Source organism: Bacillus sp. TH50, assembly GCF_016650565.1.
Lineage (GTDB): Bacteria > Bacillota > Bacilli > Bacillales > Bacillaceae_G > Bacillus_A > Bacillus_A mycoides.
In genome coordinates this window covers 342,267-363,968 of sequence record NZ_JAEKFM010000007.1, presented here as the reverse complement: position 1 = coordinate 363,968, position 21,702 = coordinate 342,267, and the positions used below count along the sequence as shown (strand labels likewise).

Below are 21,702 nucleotides of genomic sequence, written 5' to 3'. Positions count from 1 at the left end.
GAAATAAAGTTTCATTTTACTTCTCTTGTTTTTGACCAATCCATTTTTCATACAATTTATCGTATGCTCCATTCGCTTTCATATCTTTTAATAAACTATTAATCTCTTTCGTTAAATCGTCTGCACCTTTTTGTACTGCAATTCCATACGGTTCATCCGTGAAAATTTTCCCTACAACTTCATAATTAGAATCTTGTTTTGCCATTCCGTAAAGAATCGCATTATCTGTAGTTAAAACATCGCCTTTACCTGCTTTTAACGCTGTAAATGCCTCACTATAATTCTCAAACTCTAATACTGTTGCTTCTGGTGATTTTTGGCGAATGTTATTTGTAGATGTTGATCCTTTTACAGCTAATACTTTAACGCCTTGTTTTATATCATCAATGCTCTTAATATTGCTTCCTTTTTTCACAAGTAACGATTGCCCTGCTTTAAAATATACATCTGAGAAATCTACTTCTTTTTTGCGTTCTTCCGTAATTGTCATTGTCGCAATAATTGCATCAATATCACCATTTTTCAGCATCGGAATACGTGTTTTAGACGTTACTTCTTTCAGCTCTAGTTTCTTTTCATCACCAAGAATTTTTTTCGCAAGTGCCTTCGCGATATCAATATCGAATCCTTCTACTTGCCCTGTTGAAGGGTTTTTCAATCCAAATAAATTCGTATCATTCTTCACTCCAACTACTAACTTCCCGCGCTTTTTAATTTGCTCAACAGCTCCGCCTTGCTTCGTATTCGTTTCTTTCGCCTCGTCTTTTTTCCCCCCGCACCCAGCAACAATAAACACGAATAAACATGAGAATACGATTAGGGTAAACAACTTTTTCATCTTAAGCATGAAATTCCTCCTTTAATGATTTAATACCCGGCTTAAAAATAGACGTGCTCTTTCTTGTTCAGGATTTGCAAAAAATTGTGATGGTGTTGTATCTTCGATAATTTGACCGTCATCCATAAATAAAATTCTATCTGCTACCTCACGTGCAAATCCCATCTCATGTGTGACGACGACCATCGTCATTCCTTCTTTAGCCAGCGCTTTCATAACATCAAGCACCTCTCCGATCATCTCTGGATCAAGAGCGGACGTAGGCTCATCAAATAGCATAATTTTCGGTTGCATCGCGAGCCCCCTAGCAATCGCCACCCTTTGCTGTTGACCTCCGGATAATTGATGTGGATATACACCTGCCTTCTCCGGGATTCCTACTTTTTCTAAATAAAACATCGCTGTTTTCTCAGCTTCCTCTTTTGAAATTTTATTTACTTTAATTGGTGCTAGTGTAATATTTTGAAGAACTGTTTTATGCGGGTATAAATAAAAGTGTTGAAAGACCATCCCAATATTTCGGCGCAACTCATTCATATTTGTTTTCGCATTGTGTACTTCTGTATTTTGTACAATTAATTCTCCATCGGTAATTGCCTCCAATTGATTTATACACCGAAGTAATGTACTTTTTCCTGACCCTGATGGTCCAACAACTACTACCACTTCACCTTTCTTTACTTGAAGATTAATATTTTTCAAAACTTGAAAGTCACCGTAATATTTATTAACTTTACGAAATTCAATCAACATAACCCCTCCTTCCCCTAACAAAGCATGTACATTCTTTTTATATTCAAAAATAAGCAAAAAAATAACTTTCCTCTTCATTTTGTCCATAAAAAAGAGCAAAGGGATTTCCCTTTGCTCTCTTATTCCTATTCTATTAAGATACTTCTTCTTTTTTATCTTTCCCATATTCATGCTCCCAGAAATCAGCATTTTTAATTCCTAACTGCTGCGGATCGAATACTGGATCTTTTCCTTCTTTTTTCTGCTTTTCATAATCCTTTAATGCGATCAATGCCGGTTTTTGTAATAATAGAATCGCAATAATGTTAACCCATGCCATAATTCCTACACCGATATCTCCTAAAGCCCATGCTGTTGCTGCTGTTTTTACACAACCGTAGAATACAACTCCTAAGAATACAAACTTTAGTACGATAGACATCCAAGGGCGGTCTTTATCACGGTTTAAGTAAGCTATATTCGTTTCTGCAATGTAGTAATAAGCCATAATTGTTGTAAATGCGAAGAATAGTAGAGAAATTGCTACGAAACCGTTTCCAAATCCAGGGAAAACAGATTCTACTGCTGCCTGTGTATAACCAGGACCTGGCTGTGCACCATTTAATTTATTGACGATAAAGTTTTTTCCGCTTGCATCAAATACGTTATACATGCCTGTAATAATCATCATAAATGCTGTTGCTGAACAAACAAATAATGTATCAATGTAAACGGAAAATGCTTGTACTAACCCTTGTTTAGCTGGATGCGATACTTCAGCAGCTGCCGCCGCATGGGCCCCAGTTCCTTGCCCTGCTTCATTTGAATAAATACCACGTTTTACACCCCAAGAAATTGCTAAACCAATAATCCCGCCAAAAGCTGCTTCTAATGCAAATGCACTTTTTAAAATTAACATGAAAGCGTCTGGTAATTTTTCAATATTCATAGCTACAATTACACAAGCTACTAAAATATAGCCAAGCGCCATAAACGGTACTACAACTTGCGCTACGTTAACAATTCGCTTAACTCCACCAAAAATAATAAGTGCTAATGCCGCTACTAATACCGCCCCGGATACAGAAGTATTAATACCAAAAGCTGTTTCTAGACTTACAGCAATACTATTCGCTTGAACACCTGGAAGCAGCATTCCTGTTGCAAGAATTGTCGCTGCAACGAATACTAAAGCGTACCATTTAACACCTAGTCCTTTTTCAATGTAATAAGCAGGTCCACCGCGGAATTGTCCTTGATGTTTCGTCTTATATATTTGTGCTAATGTAGATTCTACATAAGCCGATCCTGCTCCTAAAAAGGCCACCGCCCACATCCAAAAGACAGCGCCTGGACCACCAAATGCAACAGCCGTTGCAACACCTGCAATATTTCCTGTTCCAACGCGCCCTGATAATGAAAGTGCTAAAGCTTGGAACGAAGAAACACCCGCATCCGATTTTTCCCCTTGAAATGTAAGTTTCACCATTTCTCCTACATGTCTTACTTGTAAAAACCTCGTTCGAATGGAAAAATATAGACCTACTCCTAAACATAAATAGACAAGTGCTGGACTCCAAACAATATTATTTATCCAACTTACGATAGCTTCCAACTTTCCCCCTCCTTCTTTATAAAGAATATTCAGAATATATATAAAATTATAAGTGTATACCGAATCTATAACAATATTATTTTAATAAAACAAACATATTTTTGTATAAAAAAACAAAGTATATATTTATTTTATATACTTTGTTCCCTTATCTCTGTATTATATATTCACTATTGCCTCTTGCTTTATAATTCTTTCATACAACTCATCTGATAACTTTTGAAAATCCTCTGGCATATCTTTCCCCTTAAATTTCTTTTGAATCGTACCGTATAGGCCTATATCACGTAACCGTAAAAATAACGGTAACGATTCATACCAACTATCCGCCAGCCTGTGCTCATATTCGTACCCCTTTCTTAACACTTGTAACTGTTTACGAGCAAATTCCGTCTTTTTCTCCAATGTCCACGGTGTAAATAGAACAGAGTAATAGAGAACCATTGCTAAATCATGTATAAAGTAATTATAAGCTGCATCATCAAAATCAAAGACTGTTAGCTCTTTACCATCATAATGAAAGTTACCTGGATGAATATCACCATGCATAAGACCGAATGTTTCTCTTTCAATTGGAAGAGCCTTTATTTCATCCATTAATACAGAAGCAATCTCTTTCACCTTCGCATCTTCTAATCCGCTAACAATGCTACTTTCATCCTCTTCCCACGTATCACGGTAGTCTGTTTTAGGATAATCCATTGTGAGGCGATGCAGTTGTCCAATCGCTTTTCCCCAAGCTTCAAAGAAAGCATCTCCCCAATAAGCCGATTCTTCTCCTTTTACTTGCTCACCTTGTGCATATGTAAATAAAGACGCGAAAAAGAAAGTGCCATCTTCCGCTCCAATTTCTTCTACAAGGTTTTGAGATATTGAATTACGAGGTCCCGCCACTTTTGCCCCATGCTCTGCAACATACCGTAAAAAATCTAGTTCGGCCTCTACCTCTTTTTTAGACCGATGAGAAGAATGGGTTAAGCGTAATACGTAATCTTCATTATTTTTACCCTTCGCCTTAAAAATATAATTTTCAAAATCACCAAGTGGCTTTTCTTCTACTTTCACATTAAATATCTTTGCAGCTTCTGCTAAAATCTCATGTGTAAAAACTCGTTCCACAGCTATTTCCATATTTATTCCCTCCTATATGTACCCTCTAATTAATTCGACATGAATGTGAGAAGTACTGCTATGAAATTGAATAATGCGTGGGCAATCATAGCCGATAAAATAGAATTTGTTTTCTCATATAACCACGCAAATACTACTCCGCTTAAAAAATTCACCGGTAATGTGTTATATGTCGGGATATGAACAACAGTAAATATTATTGAACTTATAAGCATACCGCCCCATATACCATACCTATCACGAAAAAATGTATAAAAAACACCTCTATATAAAATCTCTTCATAGATTGGTGATATAACCGCCGCTCCAATTACCGCGATGCAAAACGAATATATTGATTTATCATTTTGGACCGTCTCCGTTTTAATATTTTCAAAAGAAATCCCCAGTTTCTCCACTATCATTAATACACCAATACTAACTACAATCAAAGAAATAACCGCTACAAATGTCCACAATAAATCTTTCCATGAAAGCTTCCGAATTCCAATATCTTTCCACAACAGTTTATATCTTTTTATGCAAAAAAGATAAACTAAAAATGTAAATATCACTGCCATTATAAGCCCCATTAATACTCCAGCATATAATGAGTTCCCTATTATTTTTAAAGCATAGTCATAAAAAAGAGATTCAACTGTTACTGGAACAATAATGAATACAAATCCAAATAAATATAAGATTTCTTTCCATCCCCACATATACCTCAAAGTCATCTATACCATCCCCTATATCCTATTTTCTTAAGTATAAAAGATGCCGTAACGTAACTTTCAAGCTAATTTTCCCAAATAATCCAAGCATAAATTTCTCACAAACAACAAAAATTAACAGAAGGAATTTTATTCTAAAAGAGGTGGAAATTATGACACAACAAGAAGAACAGCAAAAGAGTAAGAATCAAAAGCATATGTTTCCATCACTTCTGGAAAATATTAATTACATTGAAAATAAGCTCTGTCATTCAGATGATATAAAAAAATTAGATATCCCTTTTCAAAACGGAAAAGGAACAATTTTATATATCGAATCTTTAGCAGACCCAAATTTAATTCATCAATTAGCTCTTGAACCCTTATTAACTCGATCTGATCTATCTTTAGATAAAGCATTTTCTACATTAAATATGAAAAAAGAAACGAATTTAAATTACGGTGTACAACTCTTATTACAAGGTAAATCTTTATATTTCCATGAACATGTCGAAAGCTTTTGTATTTTTGAAACAGCATTATCTTTAAAGAGAGCTATAACAGAGCCTGATAATGAAGGGATTGTACGCGGACCACATACTGGTTTCGTAGAAGATTTAGCAACCAATTTAGCGTCTATTCGTAAACTCATAAAAAGTCCAAATGTCGTCGTTAAATATTTCACACTTGGTGAAGAAATGCACACGAAAGTGGCAATTGCTTATATTCAAAATATAGCTAATGACGATCTCGTTGCAGAAGTGAAAAGAAGATTAGAAATGATTAAGACAGATGCACTCATGCCACCAGGTTACATACAAGAATTTATAGAAGATACGTCTTTCTCACCATTCCCGCAGCAATTAAATACAGAGCGCCCAGATAGAACCGCCGCTAATTTAATGGAGGGACGAGTTGCTATTTTATCAGATGGGGATCCAACAGCTCTTATCGTTCCCGTCACACTATTTGCCTTTTATCAATCTCCAGATGATTATAATAACCGCTGGATTGTCGGTTCTTTCGTACGAATGATTCGCTTAGTAAGTTTCTTAATCGCCTTTCTCTTACCAGCTATATATATCGCAACCGTGGCCTTCCATCCTGATGTATTGCCACTTGAACTCGTTTATACAATTAAAGCTTCATTAGAAAAAGTACCGCTCCCTCCTATTTTTGAAGCTCTCTTAATGGAGTTGATTTTCGAATTATTACGAGAAGCTGGTATTCGTTTGCCGAGCCGCGTTGGACAAACAATCGGTATTGTAGGTGGTTTAGTAATTGGGGATGCAATTGTAAAAGCTGGACTCGTTTCTTACACAATGATTATCGTTGTGGCTTTAACTGCAATTGCGTCTTTTCTCGTTCCATCCAACGACATGAGTTCAGCAGTTCGTATTCTTCGTTTTCCGTTAATGATCCTTGCTGCTATATTCGGATATGTAGGGATTTCATTTGGCTTAATTATAACTTTCGTTCACTTATGTCAGCTTCATTCTTTTCATACACCATATCTTTCCCCTCTTGCACCAATGAATATAAAAGATATGAAAGATGCTTTTGTCAGACTTCCAATTTGGTCGTTTTGGGAACGACCAAATGATTCAAAGCCGAAAAAAATGCAACGACAACATGTAACGAGAGAGGATGAGAACGGTGACAAACACGCAAAGTAAAATTTCTCCAGTTCAATTGACCTTTTTCGTTATTCAATGCCAAATCGGTGTTGGTATACTTTCTCTACCAAACCGTCTTCACCCAATAGCTAAAGGCGGTGGATGGATCTCTATACTCGTAGCTGGTCTTGCGATTCAAATTATTATTTTACTTATGTGGTTTTTATTAAAAAGATTTCCTAATGCAAATATATATGAAATTGTTTGTATGATGTTTGGTAATAAATTAGGAAAACTATTAGGATTATCTTATGTTTTTTATTTTACCCTGATCGGTATGACTGTTATGTTAAATGCTTGTAATGTCATTAAAGTATGGGTTTTGCAAGCAACTCCTTGGTACGCAATTCTCATATTATTTACAATAGCTTGTTGTTATGTAGCTTATAATACATTTAAAGTCATTGTACGATTTTATGTTATGGCTTCTATTCTCATTTTACCAATGGCTCTTTTAATTGCCCTAGGGCTTTCGCGAGCTGATTTTTCTTATATTTTTCCCATTACAGAGGCTGGATGGTGGAATATTATTCAAGCATCGAAAGAAACAATTACGGCAATGTATGGTTTCGAAATTATTCTTATCGCTTTTCCAAAAGTAAATGGGAATCCTGTGGCACGGCTGAAAGCAGTTTCTATTGCTAATGGATTCGTAACCCTTTTTTACACTTTTACGGTTTGGATTTGCTTTATCGTATTTAGCCCAAAGCAAATTGAGCTTATTCCAGAGCCAGTCGCTTACTTATTGCGCTCCTTACATATTGGGATTATAGACCGTACTGATTTAATATTCATACCAATTTGGATGATAACTGTCGTAGCTTCTATTGCTAGTTGTTACTGTGCTGCTTCTATAGGAATTAGGAATATATTCAACCTTGCTAATCATAAAAAAGCTGTTCCACTTGTTGGACTTATCTCTTTTAGTGTCGCCTTATTTATAGATACACCTGAAGAATTAAAAGTGATTGCAAATTTCACTGATAAATTCACTTATATTTTCATCATCGTTCTTCCCTTTTTATTTCTTCTTTATTCCTTATTCAGAAATAAGAAAGGAGCCCCATATGCACAAAAAAACAGTTAAATTATGTAGCATCTTATGTGCTAGCTCACTTCTTTCTGGTTGCTGGGATCAAGAACCTTTAAGGGAGGCTCGATTAGCTTATAGTATTGGATTTGATATTACAGAAGAAAATAAACTTCAACAAACCATCGAACTTGTAAGAAGTTCAGGAAGCGAACAATCTTCATTTGAAAATGAAATACATTCAGCAACCGGCCATAACATACGAGATACTAGCGATACTTTGAAAAAAAATGTGACTGGGAATATTCGCTATTTCAAATACGGTATGCAACTATTAGGAACAAAAATTCAAAAAAAGGGGATATTATCTTATTTAGATATTAGTTTTCGGGACCCTACAAACCCTACTGCTCTGGTAAAACTTATTTCAGTAGATGGTGAAACGGCTGCAATACTAGAAAAAAAGAAAGTAGGAAATTTACTAATTGGAGATTTTCTAAAGAAAAAAATTAAAAGCTTAGAGGACATGAGCATATTTCCAAATGAAACTTTGGAAACAGCCGCTACAAAAATGTTAGATCCCGGCAAAGATTTCACCCTCCCATCTATAAAGCTAAAAGGAAAAGAAGTTGTAACCAATGGGATAGCTCTATTTAATAAGGATAAATTAACTGGGCTTTTACCTTCACGACAATCGGTACTCTTCGTATTACTAACTGATAAAATGGGAACGAGCGCTCGCATAACCCAAAAGCTTACAAATAGCGATTCATCTAGTACGTCTGACTACATTACCATTGACGTGAGCAATCAGAAATTAAAACGAGACTTAAAAATAACAACAGATAAAAAAGGAAATGTTTATGCTCACATTAAGCTCCAACTAAAAGTTATAGCAATTGAATCTCCGAGAGATAATCTGTATACAATGGACGACAGAGAAAAACTAAATAAAGAACTGTCTAAACAGCTCACGAAAGAGGCGAAAAAAATAATAAACAAACTCCAAAAAGCAAATTGTGATGCTTTCGGAATCGGCAGACATCTCATCGCTTATCATCCTGATTTATGGAAGAAAAAAAATTGGAATAAAGATTATGCAAAGGTAAAATTTAAACCGGAAGTAGAAGTAAAGATTTTATATAGCGGCGTCTTAAAATAAAAAGGTTGTATGCCAAGCCGGCATACAACCTTTTATTTCGTATAACGATATACAATTGACTCATACGGTCTTAAGTTAAGATTGGTAATATCTTTACTTGAATCTTTGTAATTTGATAATAATACTTCTTGTTTCATTCCATCCAATTGAACATTCACTGGTGCAGAATACGTTATTTCTTCTCCATAGAAGTTATTTATAACAAGTAATACTTCATTATTTATAGCACGCGTGTATGCCCATATATTCGGATGATTTCCATCTAAAACATCATATTTCCCGTCTGTAATTACATCGTATTTTTTTCTAAGTTCAATTAACTTTTTATAATGATAAAATACAGATTCTTTATCTTCTAATGCCTTCTCTACGTTTATTTCTTTAAAGTTTTCAGCCACTGAAATCCAAGGTGTACTTGTTGTAAAACCACTATTCACCTCTTCATTCCATTGCATCGGAGTACGTGAATTATCACGAGATTTTTGTTTTAAAATCCCGATAATCTCTTCTTTTGATAATCCTTCTTCTAGCTTTATATCATATATATTTAACGATTCCACATCACGATATTGCTCGATGGACTCGAATTTAGGATTCGTCATGCCAATTTCTTCACCTTGATAAATGTAAGGTGTTCCTTGCAACATATGCATAGCTGTCGCTAACATTTTTGCAGATTCATTTCGGTACTTTCCATCATCACCGAAGCGTGACACAATGCGAGGCTGATCATGATTACACCAAAATAACGCATTCCATCCTCCGCCCTTTTGCATTTCACTTTGCCAATTAGACATAATTTCTTTTAATTTAATGAAATCAAAATCAGCTTTCGTCCACTTATCACCATTCGAATAATCTACTTTTAAATGATGGAAACTAAACGTCATGCTTAGTTCATTGCGCTCAGGATTCGAATATTTAATACAATTATCAATTGTTGTAGATGACATTTCTCCAACTGTAATTACATCTTTCCCTTCAAAAACATTTTGGCTCATCTCTTGTAAATATTCATGGACGCGTGGACCATCTGTGTAATATTTACGCCCATCACTTGTAGCCGTGGTGCCTTCATCACTTAAAAATCTTTGATCTTTTGAAATTAAGTTAATAACATCAAGGCGAAATCCTTTTACACCTTTATCGAGCCAAAAGCGCATCATATCGTACACTTCTTCACGAAGCTTTTCATTTTCCCAGTTTAAATCAGCTTGCGTCTCATCAAATAGATGTAAAAAATATTGCCCTGTTTTCTCATCATATTTCCAAGCAGATCCTCCAAATTTAGACTGCCAATTATTCTTTTCATCACGCCAAATATAATAATTTCGATACGGACTATTCTTATCTTCTTTTGCTTCTTTAAACCACTTATGCTCCGTTGAACTATGATTTACAACGATATCAAGCATGATTTCAATGTCACGTACTTTCGCTTCTTTTAAAAGCTCTTCAAACTCTTCCATCGTCCCGTAAGATGGATCAATGCTGTAATAATCACTTACATCGTATCCATTGTCATTTTGTGGTGATCGGTATATCGGTGTTAACCAAATATAATCCACTCCAAGTTCCTTTAAATAATCTAATTTCTCTGTAACTCCCTTTATATCACCGGTTTCTTTATTATAGTAACTATTAAAGCTCTTCGGATAAATTTGATAGACTACACTTTTATGCCAATCTTTCATGCTTAATTTCCTCCTACTTCTGTTTTACTCGTTTCGCAAATAACCATGTTAATGTAAATGGAATTACTACTGCGATTATCATCCCTACAATAAACATTGGAATCGATTTCGGAATGATAGAAATAAATGCTGGCAATCCGCCAATTCCGATTGCTGGTGCTAATACACCATTTAATGTAATAAATATTGCTGCTATAGCAGACCCAATAATCGCTGCATAGAACGGGAATTTATTTCTTAAATTCACACCGAACATCGCTGGCTCTGTAATACCGAAGTACGCTGAGATTGCTGATGTTGATGCCATACTTTTATCATTTTGATTTTTAGAAATCCAGAACATCGCTAATGCCGCACTACCTTGTGCAATGTTAGAAAGAGCAATCATCGGCCAAATAAATGTACCGCCGTGCTGTGCAATTAGCTGCAAATCAATTGCAATAAACATATGATGCATTCCTGTAATTACGAGCGGTGCATATAATGCTCCAAATAATACTGCTCCAAGTACTGGTACCGTTTCATATACGCCAACTAATCCAGCCGTTAATAAATCGCCAATATGACGTGTAACTGGACCGATAATTCCTAACGCTAACACACCCGTTACAACGATTGTTGTAATTGGTACAACTAATAATTGAATTGCGTTTGGCACATGTTTCTTTAAGAAGATTTCAACTTTACTTAATACGAATGCTGCTACTAAAATGGGTAAAATTTGACCTTGATACCCTACCTTTTCAATTTGGAATAACCCTAAAATATCGAAGTACTCAATCTTTTGTCCCTCTAAACCAGTCGCTGCTTTTCCATAATCCCACGCGTTTAATAAGGCCGGATGCACAAGCATTAATCCCATAACAATCCCTAGTATTGGACTACCACCAAAGCGCTTCGTTGCTGACCAACCAACAAGTGCCGGTAAGAATACGAATGCTGTATTGGCCATCATATTAATTAAATCCCAAAGCCCACCTAAGTTCGGATATACTTCTAATAAATTTTTCCCATCAAAAAATAAGTCCTTTGCCCCTAACAGGTTATTAATCCCCATTAGTAAACCTGCCGTAATAATTGCTGGCAAAATCGGCATAAATACATCTGAAAATACTTTTACAAACTTTTGAACTGGATTTAATTTTTTATCCCCTGAACCTTTTACGTCAGCTACTGTCGATTCTTCCATACCTGCAAGCGTTATCAATTCAGCGTATACTCGATCGACATCACCTGGACCAATTACAATTTGAAATACCCCAGCGTTATGAAACGCTCCCTTTACTAATGAAACAGACTGTAATTTATCATTATCTATTTTATTTTCATCTTTTAAAGCGATACGTAGCCTCGTTACACAGTGCGCAGCTTGTTCAATATTGTCTTTCCCACCAATATACTGCAACACTTCTTCTGCTGTTTTACGATAGTCTTTCCCCATATTCCCGTCCCTCTTTTCTTTTTTTGATACCGTTTACACTTACATATTAACTCGTATATATAAGTTAGTCAACACTCGTATATATAAGTTGATGATTTTTTTATAAATAAAGAGATGGAACGATTATTTCGCTCCATCTCTTTATTTTCTTCGCGCCACATCCGAAAAGTGAAAAATATCTAAGCGGTGACGTGATTCCGTATATTCGAACTGACTCCCATCGTATAAATGAGTAAAGTTTTTTACAACGACAACATAGTCTGTTCCATTTAAATCTAAATACTTTCGGTCATCATCTGTACATGGCTGTACTTCAATTACCCTCTGTGAATAGCTAATATGTAGTCCTAATTCTTTTTCGATGTATTTATAAATCGATGCAGTTGCAATTTCTCTCGTTAATCCTGGAATATATTCCGATACAAAATGGTTTATATCTAAAATTACTTTTTCTCCATCAATATTTCGTACGCGTTTAATATGATCTATTTCCGTTTTTTCTTTCACATTTAATAACTTTGCTACATCTTTCGTCGCTTTCATTTTCTCTATTTCCACGACTTCTGTAATACAGTAACGTCCTAAACGTTCATTTTCTTCTTGAAAACTTACAATACCACCAAAGTTAAATTCAATGTTTTTGCGCTTTAATACAAAAACACCTTTTCCATGTATTTTTTGAACATATCCACGCTCTTGCAATAAATCTACAGCTTTTCTTACAGTACCCCGGCTTGCCTCGTACTGCTTCATTAATTCCGTTTCTGATGGAATTTTGCATCCTTCTTTTAATTGTTTATTATCAATAGACTTGCTGATTTCTGTATAAATTTGTTCATACTTACTCATCATCTACAATAGCCCCTTGTCACCTTCTAATTCTATATGTATTATACCACGCTATACTCTTCTGCCAATCTCTCACTTATTTTCCAGTACAAGAAAACTATGGGTAAATATTTAGTCCCTAAAACGTATTTTTATAAATTTTTTAATATTTTTCTTTTCATTCAAAAAAACATATAGTATACTAACTTCAAAATCAGAGGAGAAAGGGAGCAAAGAACTATGCTTACTTATACAACAATTGTAGTTACATTTGCACAAAAACATCATCATCATACTTAACCCTTGAAACCTAGCGGAAAAATTACGCGTAGGTACAAGGGTTATTCCCGTTGTACCTACGCTTTGGCAAAGAGCCATGTAGGTATTTTTTATCTACATGGCTCTTTTTTTATTGCCAAAAATGCTAGTAAAAAATGATGTTTAAGCAAAACTTACTACAAAGGAGTTAACAAAAATGGAAACGAAAAAATGGGGATTATGGATTTTAACAGCTTTTGTTATCGGGAATATGGTTGGCGGTGGCGTATTTATGCTCCCAGCAAATTTAGCACACGTATCAGGTCCAATGGGATCTACACTGGCATGGAGTATTACAGGACTTGGTGTATTTATGATTGCACTCGTATTTGGAAATTTAGCAATTCGTAAACCAGAATTAAAAGCAGGACCACAAAGTTACGCCCAAGCAATGTTCACTTCTCAAAAGACAGGTAAAGTTGCAGGATATAGTATGGCTTGGGGATACTGGGCTGCTAACTGGGCTGCTACAGCATCTGTAATTATTTCCTTTGCAGGATATTTATCAACATTCTTCCCAGTTTTACAAAGTAAGCAAATTCTCTTTTCAACAAACGGATTTTCATTAGAACTTGGAAAAGCTTTAACCTTCATAGTATGTAGTATGATGCTATGGGGAATTCAATATATTCTTTCTCAAAATATTGATAGAGCAGGAAATATGAACCTTCTTGCAACAATCGCAAAAATCATCGGATTTACAATGTTTATTGTAATCACATTATTCATTTTCAATGCCTCTAATTTCGGGGACGGTCAAACATTTATGAATGAAGCTGGACAACCTATTTCGTTGGGTGGACAAATAAATTCCGCTGCTATTGCAACACTTTGGGCGTTTATCGGTATTGAGTCAGCAGTTATGCTCTCTAACCGTGCAAAATCTCAGCACGATGTTAAGAAAGCTACGATTTTCGGATTAATCATCGCTCTTCTTATTTACATGGCAATTACTCTACTAACAATGGGCGCTCTTCCACAAGACGCTTTAAAAGAGTCTCAAAAACCATTAGTAGATGCATTAAATTTAGCAATTGGTACTAAAGGTGCTTATATAATGGCCTTACTTGCACTCGTATCTTTATTCGGCTCTACTGTAGGATGGATCGTTGTTAGCTCAGAAGTACCTTACCAGGCTGCTAAAAATGGACTTTTCCCTAAGTTTTTCAGTAAAACAAATAAAAAAGGTAGTCCTTCAAAATCATTATTTATTACAAATGTGATGACGCAAATTTTCTTATTCTCAACGATTTCTGGTACTGTTTCAGAAGCATATAATTTCGCTATTGTTGTAGCGACATTAGCATATTTAATCCCGTACCTTGTTTCTACCTTGTATCAGTTAAAATTAGTTATTACGGGGGAAACGTATGATGTAATGCCGGGATCTCGAATAAAAGATGGAATCATTACTGCACTAGCATTTTTATATTCCATATGGGTTATTAAAACGGGAACTGCTGATTTAAAAACATTCTTCTTAGGCATTGGTTTGTTTGTATTAGGTCTTATTCTTTATCCAGTTTTAATGAAAAATTCACAAAAAAAACAATAAAAAAGAGAAGCTTTTTGCAGTGCCCCCTGTCAAGTAGACAGTATTAAAAAAGCGCAACTAAGCAACCTGAGTTCTATATTTATATGGACTCAGGTTATTTAATTTCTTTTGAAATCTTTGATGATTATAAAAGTGCATATATTTACGCACGGCAAGTTTGACCTCATTCGCTTTATGGAAGGAGTGTAAATGAAAACACTCTGCCTTAAAGTGACTGAAGAAGTTTTCCATACAAGCATTATCCCAACAGTTGCCTCTTCGAGACATACTTGCCTTCATCTGATATTTTTTAAGTAATTGATTATATTGACGAGATGTATACTGGGACCCTTGATCACTATGTAAGAGGATTCCCTTCATATTTCGTTTTTTCTTTGCCTTTTTAAGTGTATCTAACACAAGTTTTAAGTCGTTTCTACGACTGGTTTCATAGGCAACAATCTCATTATTGTATAAATCCTTAATAGCGGATAAGTACAAGCGCTGTCCATTGAAAATCAAATAGGTAATATCGGTTACCCATTTCTCATTCGGTTTTGAAGCTTGAAACTCCCTATTTAGATGGTTCTCTGAAATCACATAAGCTTCTTTTTTTCCGTAATAAGGTCGTTTTTTCCTAATTACGGCTTTGATACCTAGTTCACTCATCAATCTTTGGATGCGTTTATGATTCAAATGAAGGTTATATGTGGCTTTCAGCCACACTTGTATTCTTCTATATCCATAAATTCCTCTTAATTTTTTATGACACTCCAATATCTTTTTCTTAATTTCGATATCCTCTGATTGTTTTTTTGAAGGCGTCGTATGCCGTTTTATCCATTTGTAGTACCCACTTCTGGTTACACCAGCAATATCGCATAGAATGGTCACTGTATAACCTGTTTTTGTCATTTCATGGATGACTTCGAATTTTTTCGTTTTGGATACGACTTTCATTCCTCCTTTTACATTCCTAAGAGCTTTTTTAACATTTCATTTTCCGCTTCTAATCGTCGGATCTTAGCTTCAGGATCTTCGGGTCTAACCCTTGGTCTACCTAAACCTGGTCCTTTCGCTTTACCGCGTTTTTCTTCTAGTCCTTTGATTCCTTCAGCTTCAAAGTATTTCACCCAACGACTTACAACCGAGTGATGAATACCCAATTCTTTCGCAATGGTTTTATAGCTCATGCCTTCTTTTAAGTGTAAATCTATAGCTTTTTTCTTAAATTCTACATCGTAAGTGACTCTAATTTTTCCCATAAAAAAATCCCCTCCATAGTAAACAGGTTAATGTGCTTTCTTTTTCCTGTCTACTATAAGGGGATCATATCATTTCGCTTCTCTTTTTTTATTAAAAATCAGTTAATAACTTTTCTTTTAGTTCCCCTATATCTAACGGTTTCGCATAATAAAAACCTTGTACAAAGTCGCAACTCATTGATTTTAATAAACTTTCTTGTTCTACCGTTTCTACCCCTTCAGCAACCACTAATAAATTTAAACTATGGGCGATTTCAATAACCGATTTTACAATCGTTCGCTCTGGTTGTGCATGATCATAATGAAACTCACGAATAAAATTACGATCAATTTTCACAATATCAAGTGGTAGTTGTTTTAAATAATATAATGAGGAATACCCTGTTCCGAAATCGTCTAAAGCGATTAAAATTCCCATACTTCTTAATTCTTGTAATGTAGCAATAATATAATCAAAATGACGTACAGCTATACTTTCTGTTATTTCTAATATTAAACGATTTGGCGGAAACCCTGTTCGCTTCAATATACTACGAACAGATAAAATAAATCGCTTTTGCATCAATTGTTGTATTGATAAATTAACAGATAACTTCAGTCCCTCTTGATAATCTGGTAAAGTTTTAAACAGTCGACATGACTTTTCTAGTACCCAGTCTCCTAGTTTTATAATAAGTCCACACTCTTCAGCTACAGGGATAAATTCACTTGGTGAAATAGGACCTTCTTCTGTCTTACAGCGTACTAAAGCCTCAATACCAGTACATTTCTTTGTTTTCAAATCAATAATGGGCTGTAATGCCACTTTTAATTCTTCGTCACGAATCGCTTTTTGCAAAGCAAATTCTATTTTCATTCTACGGTTTATTTTCGCACGTAATTCATCTGTAAAGAAGCACGCCGCATTTCTTCCTTGCTCTTTCGCACTATACATGGCTAAATCTGAATTTTTTAATAACGTTTCAACGTCTTTTCCATCTTGCGGATAGGAACAAAGTCCTAGACTAGCTGAAATATATACTTCATGACCTTCAAGCATAAATGGCGCTTGAAAGCATGACAACACGGATGTCGCTAACTGCCTCATCTCATCATGTGTATGAGTTTTTGTTAACAGCACAAATTCGTCGCCACCAAGCCTAGCCAGAACATCTTTCTCTCCTAGCACATAATGCAACCGTGAAGCAACTTCGCTTAAAAGTAAATCTCCTATCATATGACCTAACGTATCATTCACTAATTTAAAACGATCTAAATCAAAGTAAATCATGCCAAACTCTATTTTCTCTGCAATCATCTTATTTACAGTCGTAATTAACTGTAAACGGTTCGGTAAACTTGTTAACGCATCATGATAAGCAAGTTCCCTATAACGACTTTCGCTTAATCTTAATCTTTGTTCTGCTTCTTTCCTACTACTTATATCATTTCGAATTGCAATAAATTGATAAGGTTCTCCCTTTTCATTTAAAAATGGAACAATTGTTGTTTTAACCCAATAATACGTACCATCTTTTGCTTGATTTCGAATTTCCCCCGTCCAGACTTTTCCACTCAAAATACGCTTCCATAGGATTTGAAAAAATGCTTTCGGATGATATCCGGAATTTAAAATACGGTGATCTTTTCCTATTAACTCTTCTTTTTTATATTTTGAGATTTTACAAAATTTATCATTCACATATGTAATAAGACCATTTCGGTCTGTAATAGCAACAATTGAAGACTCATCTAATGCTAATTTTAAATCTTGCAATGAAGAGTCATATAATGCATGACCTCTTTGTTCTAGCATGCGCACCTCTCCTTGCTTCCTATCTGACTAAAACACAACTCGTTTCTCTTCATAGAAATAGAGATATTTCATGTTCTAACAATACGCCTTTACATAAAATGAAACTTTAATCAGTGGGGGGGTGTCCATTCCCCACTGATCATTAGCCTTCACCAATCGGGCTTTTATCTCCCACCTAACTTCCTCACATTCACCGAATTTTGAGGTGGGAGTCTTACTACCCGTTATTGCGGGATAAATCACAATTTTTTTCTAAATAGGCCGATTAAAATAACATAATATTATTTATAAAAAAGCAATATGGTGCTGTTTTAATTATAGTAGAAGCTTCTCATCTCTCTACTTATCTAAGCTTATTATACAGTATTCTCTTACATTCTTTGAATTTGTAAAGTGACAATTTCATCACTATTAGCCTCTGCTCCCTACTAATACGACCTCACACCTAACCTCTTTTATTTCATTAAATGTTAAGATGTAAATCTAACTGCCGATACATAATGAAATAGAGATTAATATACAAAATGCAACGATTCACGAATAATAATATAAAGTGATACTTTAATCAATGGGGGTTTTACTGCCCACAAATAGCGGGATAAAGCCAAAATTTTCATTTAACATATTGAATTATAATAACAAAATATTAACATATTTTCACCTTGTTTTTGGAAATATTTTATAAATAAATTATTAAACTAAAAAAGAGGATATCCTCTTTTTTAGTTTAATATTGATATGGTATTTGCTGATAACCCGGGTATGGCATTGGATATGGTGCTGGATATGTTACTGGGTACGGTGCTGGATAGTAGCCTCCACCTGCTGCACCCGTTAATGCGCCAGCTGTAAGCCCACCTAACATGCCTCCAGCAAAACTTCCTGGGAAAAACCCTCCGCCCCACGAGCCGCCACCCCAGCCCCATCCACCACCGTGATGATGATGATGATGATTATAATGATTGTGCCCACCATGGTGATTATGTCCGCCATTATGATGGTGCCCTCCATGATTATGACGATAATACAATCCATTATTTTCTATATAATTCATTATTTCCCTCTCCTTTCCATTTCCTCACCTTAATAAGAAGAATTCGCGTAATATGGATAACCATATCCTGGGCTTCATAATGCACCTACTACAAATCCAGGAAAGAAACCTCATTCCCTTTCCTATATAAGAGGCAAGGTTTTTGTCCCTCCTACACTGATCATTAACCAGCAAATAGCGGGATAACAACGTAACAATATACTGTATGTAGGACAAATGCGGAAAGTATAGGACAAATGTCTATATTTTGTAAAAAAAACAAAACACTTTATAATAAGGATGTCAGATTATATCTTCTATTTAAGAAGTCTATATTTAAGAAAGATTAGAGGAATTATATAGAAATGAAGAAACCTATCGTTCAATTATTATTAATATTTACAATCGTATCTATCGTTCTTTTCCTATTAAATACATCGGTTATTTCGTTATATACGTTTGTTGGTGCTCTATGGTCCATCACAATCGTAGGAATTTCATTCGTTATTTTTATCGAAAATAGATCACCCCAAAGCACCTTAGCGTGGTTTTTAGTATTAGCACTTCTTCCTGTTGTAGGTGTACTTTTATACTCTATTTTCGGGCGTAGCCGTTGGAGAAGAAAAAAACATCTTCATCGTTCAGAAGAACAAAGAAAATTATTCCGCGAAATATTAGAAGGAAGACGACTAGAATTATCACTCACAGTTCCATTACATGAACGTTCCATACATTTAACAGAAGTAGTACAAAAATTTGGAGGCGGGCCTGCCACAGATAGAACGACAACAAAACTTTTAACAAACGGTGATCAAACCTTTTCAGAAATTTTGAACGCAATCGAGAATGCAAAACATCACATACATATTCAATACTATATTTATAAATCTGATGAGATTGGTACAAAAGTACGAGATGCTTTAATACAAAAAGCAAAAGATGGTGTTATTGTACGCTTCCTTTATGATGGACTCGGAAGTAATACGTTAAGACGACGATTTTTACAACCTATGAAAAAAGCTGGAATTGAAATTGTCGAATTTGACCCTATTTTTTCAGCTTGGTTACTCGAGACAGTTAATTATCGTAATCACCGTAAAATCGTCATTGTAGATGGAGAAATTGGTTTTACCGGAGGGCTCAACGTCGGTGATGAATATCTTGGTCGCTCAAAAAAATTCCCGGTTTGGCGTGATAGTCATTTAAAAATAGAAGGAAAAGCATTGTATAAATTACAAGCCATCTTTCTAGAAGATTGGCTTTATGCGTCTAGTGGATTGAATACTTATTCTTGGGATCAATTTATGAATAGACACTACTTCCCAGGAAAAGAAATTCCGGATGCAGAAGGTGCGGTGCAAATTGTAGCAAGTGGACCAAGCTCAGATGATAAAAGTATTCGTAATACATTACTAGCTGTTATGGGCTCAGCCAAAAAATCTATTTGGATCGCTACACCATACTTTATTCCGGATCAAGAAACTTTAACATTATTACGCTTAAGTGCAATATCTGGCATAGATGTACGCATTTTATATCCTGGTAAGAGTGATAGTATTATTAGCGATCAAGCATCTCAATCCTATTTCACTCCACTTTTAAAAGCTGGTGCTTCTATTTACAGTTATAAAGATGGATTTATGCACGCAAAGATTGTACTCGTTGACGATAAAATTGCAACAATCGGAACAGCAAATATGGATGTACGTAGCTTTGAATTGAATTATGAAATTATTAGCGTACTATATGAATCAGAAACCGTTCATGATATTAAACGCGATTTTGAAGAAGACTTTAAACACTCCACTGAAATTAAATGGAACTCGTTCCAAAAAAGAAGTATCAAAAAACGAATATTAGAGTCCTTTATGCGACTCATTTCTCCTTTACTATAAGCAATCAATGTGATGTTGATTGCTTTTTCTTTTATATTTCCCCCTTCTCCTTTTCTTTGCATACCATATTAAAACAAGTTATCATAAGATGTATTACTTTATGAAAATAATGTTAGGTGGGAAATACATGTTAGAACAATTTCATATACATTCTGATTTAAAACAGCAGCTTTCTACAATTCATGAAAAGAATAAACAAGAAGCTGGTGAAAATGCACATTTAATTGGCAAGAAAATATATAAAGCATCTGATAACAGCATTATTGAAGATGCCATTACAGCACTTTTACTTGGTAAAAACATTCTATTAAAAGGACCAACTGGTAGTGGTAAAACAGTACTAGCGGAAACTCTTTCTTCTTTATTCCAAAAACCAATGCATAGCATTAACTGTTCTGTCGACTTAGATGTAGAAGGTATTTTAGGATACAACACATTACAAACAAAAGACGGCGCATCTGAAGTTACGTTCGTTAACGGTCCTCTTATGAAGGCAATGAAAAACGGTCATTTCCTTTATATCGATGAAATCAATATGGCAAAACCTGAAACGTTACCACTTCTTCATGGTGCGTTAGATTACCGTAAAATGATTACAAACCCATTTACACAAGAAGTTGTATACGGTGATGACGAATATCGCGTAATTGCTGCGATTAACGAAGGTTATGTTGGGACAAGTGAACTAAACGAAGCGTTAAAAAACCGTTTCGTTATTATTGAAGTTCCTTACATTCAAGGTGATACATTAAAAGAACTATTACTATCTGAATCAAAATTAAATGATGTTGCAACAATTGAAAAGTTCGTTGCATTCGCAAGCGATCTTATGCCTTTAGCTCGTGATGGGCGCGTAAGTGAAGAAGCAGCTAGTATTCGTGGCATTATCGATGCATGTGATTTAGGTGTATATATTCCTGTTATGCGTGCAATTGAACGTAGTATTATCGCAAAATTAAACGATGAAACAGAACAAATGACTGTCCGTGAATTAGCAGAAAGTTATTTCTTTGAGGGATAATT

At 35.1% G+C, this 21,702-nt stretch carries 18 protein-coding genes; 6 read left to right on the top strand and 12 right to left on the bottom strand.

Annotated features, from left to right (window positions below):
• Window positions 1–16: 16 nt before the first annotated feature.
• The 5 genes from glnH to JFU23_RS18870 all read right to left on the bottom strand — a co-directional run bounded on the left by glnH (window position 17) and on the right by JFU23_RS18870 (window position 5,032).
• Window positions 17–847 (bottom strand): glutamine ABC transporter substrate-binding protein GlnH, encoded by an 831-nt coding sequence (gene glnH / locus JFU23_RS18890; protein WP_201032461.1) that lies wholly within the window; start codon window positions 845–847, stop codon window positions 17–19.
• 12 nt (window positions 848–859) lie between these two features.
• Entirely contained in the window at window positions 860–1,678 is an 819-nt protein-coding gene (locus tag JFU23_RS18885; protein ID WP_307838470.1) for an amino acid ABC transporter ATP-binding protein, read from the bottom strand.
• Between the two features lie 46 nt (window positions 1,679–1,724).
• Entirely contained in the window at window positions 1,725–3,185 is a 1,461-nt protein-coding gene (locus JFU23_RS18880) for an alanine/glycine:cation symporter family protein (protein WP_033714570.1), read from the bottom strand.
• Between the two features lie 159 nt (window positions 3,186–3,344).
• Complete coding sequence (locus tag JFU23_RS18875; RefSeq protein WP_201032459.1) at window positions 3,345–4,316, bottom strand: phosphotransferase enzyme family protein; 972 nt, start codon at window positions 4,314–4,316, stop codon at window positions 3,345–3,347.
• A 29-nt stretch (window positions 4,317–4,345) separates the two neighbouring features.
• Window positions 4,346–5,032, bottom strand: coding sequence for a CPBP family intramembrane glutamic endopeptidase (locus JFU23_RS18870; protein WP_201032458.1), 687 nt, complete (start codon window positions 5,030–5,032; stop codon window positions 4,346–4,348).
• 149 nt (window positions 5,033–5,181) lie between these two features.
• Between JFU23_RS18870 and gerKA the strand changes: the two genes are divergently transcribed.
• From gerKA to JFU23_RS18855, 3 genes are read left to right on the top strand one after another with little or no spacing between them, the layout of a single operon-like run.
• Window positions 5,182–6,684 carry a spore germination protein GerKA gene (gene gerKA / locus JFU23_RS18865; protein WP_201032457.1) on the top strand — a complete coding sequence of 501 codons (1,503 nt, stop codon included), beginning with the start codon at window positions 5,182–5,184 and terminating at the stop codon, window positions 6,682–6,684.
• The gene (locus tag JFU23_RS18860) at window positions 6,665–7,771 is read left to right on the top strand and encodes a GerAB/ArcD/ProY family transporter (protein WP_085309077.1); all 1,107 of its coding nucleotides are present in this window, start codon (window positions 6,665–6,667) and stop codon (window positions 7,769–7,771) included. Before gerKA ends, JFU23_RS18860 begins: the two co-directional genes overlap by 20 nt.
• Window positions 7,752–8,876: a Ger(x)C family spore germination protein gene (locus tag JFU23_RS18855; RefSeq protein ID WP_016093346.1), complete on the top strand. Its 1,125-nt coding sequence runs from the start codon at window positions 7,752–7,754 to the stop codon at window positions 8,874–8,876. The genes JFU23_RS18860 and JFU23_RS18855 overlap by 20 nt, the downstream gene beginning before the upstream one ends.
• A gap of 32 nt (window positions 8,877–8,908) precedes the next feature.
• Here JFU23_RS18855 and treC read toward each other — a convergent pair whose 3' ends face one another.
• The 3 genes from treC to treR form a co-directional block, all read right to left on the bottom strand.
• On the bottom strand, window positions 8,909–10,570 hold the full coding sequence (gene treC, locus JFU23_RS18850; protein ID WP_201032456.1) for an alpha,alpha-phosphotrehalase: 1,662 nt from the start codon (window positions 10,568–10,570) through the stop codon (window positions 8,909–8,911).
• 13 nt (window positions 10,571–10,583) lie between these two features.
• The gene (gene treP / locus JFU23_RS18845; RefSeq protein ID WP_002063769.1) at window positions 10,584–12,011 is read right to left on the bottom strand and encodes a PTS system trehalose-specific EIIBC component; all 1,428 of its coding nucleotides are present in this window, start codon (window positions 12,009–12,011) and stop codon (window positions 10,584–10,586) included.
• 141 nt (window positions 12,012–12,152) lie between these two features.
• Window positions 12,153–12,863, bottom strand: a complete 711-nt coding sequence (treR, locus tag JFU23_RS18840) for a trehalose operon repressor (protein WP_002063767.1) — start codon at window positions 12,861–12,863, stop codon at window positions 12,153–12,155.
• A gap of 451 nt (window positions 12,864–13,314) precedes the next feature.
• Here treR and JFU23_RS18835 point away from each other — a divergent pair, with 451 nt between their 5' ends.
• A complete protein-coding gene (locus JFU23_RS18835; RefSeq protein WP_201032455.1) occupies window positions 13,315–14,712 on the top strand; it encodes an amino acid permease in 1,398 nt (465 codons plus the stop codon).
• 57 nt (window positions 14,713–14,769) lie between these two features.
• On the opposite strand, the gene JFU23_RS18830 is transcribed toward JFU23_RS18835, so the two are convergent.
• The 4 genes from JFU23_RS18830 to JFU23_RS18815 form a co-directional block, all read right to left on the bottom strand.
• Window positions 14,770–15,651 (bottom strand): IS3 family transposase, encoded by an 882-nt coding sequence (locus JFU23_RS18830; RefSeq protein WP_201031428.1) that lies wholly within the window; start codon window positions 15,649–15,651, stop codon window positions 14,770–14,772.
• Between the two features lie 8 nt (window positions 15,652–15,659).
• Window positions 15,660–15,956 carry a transposase gene (locus tag JFU23_RS18825; RefSeq protein WP_201032454.1) on the bottom strand — a complete coding sequence of 99 codons (297 nt, stop codon included), beginning with the start codon at window positions 15,954–15,956 and terminating at the stop codon, window positions 15,660–15,662.
• A 91-nt stretch (window positions 15,957–16,047) separates the two neighbouring features.
• The gene (locus JFU23_RS18820) at window positions 16,048–17,751 is read right to left on the bottom strand and encodes a sensor domain-containing protein (protein ID WP_201032453.1); all 1,704 of its coding nucleotides are present in this window, start codon (window positions 17,749–17,751) and stop codon (window positions 16,048–16,050) included.
• 727 nt (window positions 17,752–18,478) lie between these two features.
• Window positions 18,479–18,805 carry a cobalt transporter gene (locus tag JFU23_RS18815; protein WP_201032452.1) on the bottom strand — a complete coding sequence of 109 codons (327 nt, stop codon included), beginning with the start codon at window positions 18,803–18,805 and terminating at the stop codon, window positions 18,479–18,481.
• 344 nt (window positions 18,806–19,149) lie between these two features.
• On the opposite strand from JFU23_RS18815, the gene JFU23_RS18810 reads away from it, so the two are divergent.
• A complete protein-coding gene (locus tag JFU23_RS18810; RefSeq protein ID WP_201032451.1) occupies window positions 19,150–20,679 on the top strand; it encodes a cardiolipin synthase in 1,530 nt (509 codons plus the stop codon).
• A gap of 127 nt (window positions 20,680–20,806) precedes the next feature.
• On the top strand, window positions 20,807–21,700 hold the full coding sequence (locus tag JFU23_RS18805; RefSeq protein ID WP_000892986.1) for an ATP-binding protein: 894 nt from the start codon (window positions 20,807–20,809) through the stop codon (window positions 21,698–21,700).
• Window positions 21,701–21,702: the final 2 nt, after the last annotated feature.

Bases quoted from the DNA above. Each gene is read 5' to 3' on its own strand.
- JFU23_RS18810 (WP_201032451.1), top strand. From the start codon at position 19,150: ATGAAGAAACCTATCGTTCAATTATTATTAATATTTACAATCGTATCT.
- treC (WP_201032456.1), bottom strand. From the start codon at position 10,570: ATGAAAGATTGGCATAAAAGTGTAGTCTATCAAATTTATCCGAAGAGC.
- JFU23_RS18870 (WP_201032458.1), bottom strand. From the start codon at position 5,032: ATGACTTTGAGGTATATGTGGGGATGGAAAGAAATCTTATATTTATTT.
- JFU23_RS18875 (WP_201032459.1), bottom strand. From the start codon at position 4,316: ATGGAAATAGCTGTGGAACGAGTTTTTACACATGAGATTTTAGCAGAA.
- gerKA (WP_201032457.1), top strand. From the start codon at position 5,182: ATGACACAACAAGAAGAACAGCAAAAGAGTAAGAATCAAAAGCATATG.
- JFU23_RS18830 (WP_201031428.1), bottom strand. From the start codon at position 15,651: ATGAAAGTCGTATCCAAAACGAAAAAATTCGAAGTCATCCATGAAATG.
- treP (WP_002063769.1), bottom strand. From the start codon at position 12,011: ATGGGGAAAGACTATCGTAAAACAGCAGAAGAAGTGTTGCAGTATATT.
- JFU23_RS18825 (WP_201032454.1), bottom strand. From the start codon at position 15,956: ATGGGAAAAATTAGAGTCACTTACGATGTAGAATTTAAGAAAAAAGCT.
- JFU23_RS18805 (WP_000892986.1), top strand. From the start codon at position 20,807: ATGTTAGAACAATTTCATATACATTCTGATTTAAAACAGCAGCTTTCT.
- JFU23_RS18885 (WP_307838470.1), bottom strand. From the start codon at position 1,678: ATGGACAAAATGAAGAGGAAAGTTATTTTTTTGCTTATTTTTGAATAT.
- glnH (WP_201032461.1), bottom strand. From the start codon at position 847: ATGCTTAAGATGAAAAAGTTGTTTACCCTAATCGTATTCTCATGTTTA.
- treR (WP_002063767.1), bottom strand. From the start codon at position 12,863: ATGATGAGTAAGTATGAACAAATTTATACAGAAATCAGCAAGTCTATT.
- JFU23_RS18835 (WP_201032455.1), top strand. From the start codon at position 13,315: ATGGAAACGAAAAAATGGGGATTATGGATTTTAACAGCTTTTGTTATC.
- JFU23_RS18820 (WP_201032453.1), bottom strand. From the start codon at position 17,751: ATGCTAGAACAAAGAGGTCATGCATTATATGACTCTTCATTGCAAGAT.
- JFU23_RS18815 (WP_201032452.1), bottom strand. From the start codon at position 18,805: ATGAATTATATAGAAAATAATGGATTGTATTATCGTCATAATCATGGA.
- JFU23_RS18855 (WP_016093346.1), top strand. From the start codon at position 7,752: ATGCACAAAAAAACAGTTAAATTATGTAGCATCTTATGTGCTAGCTCA.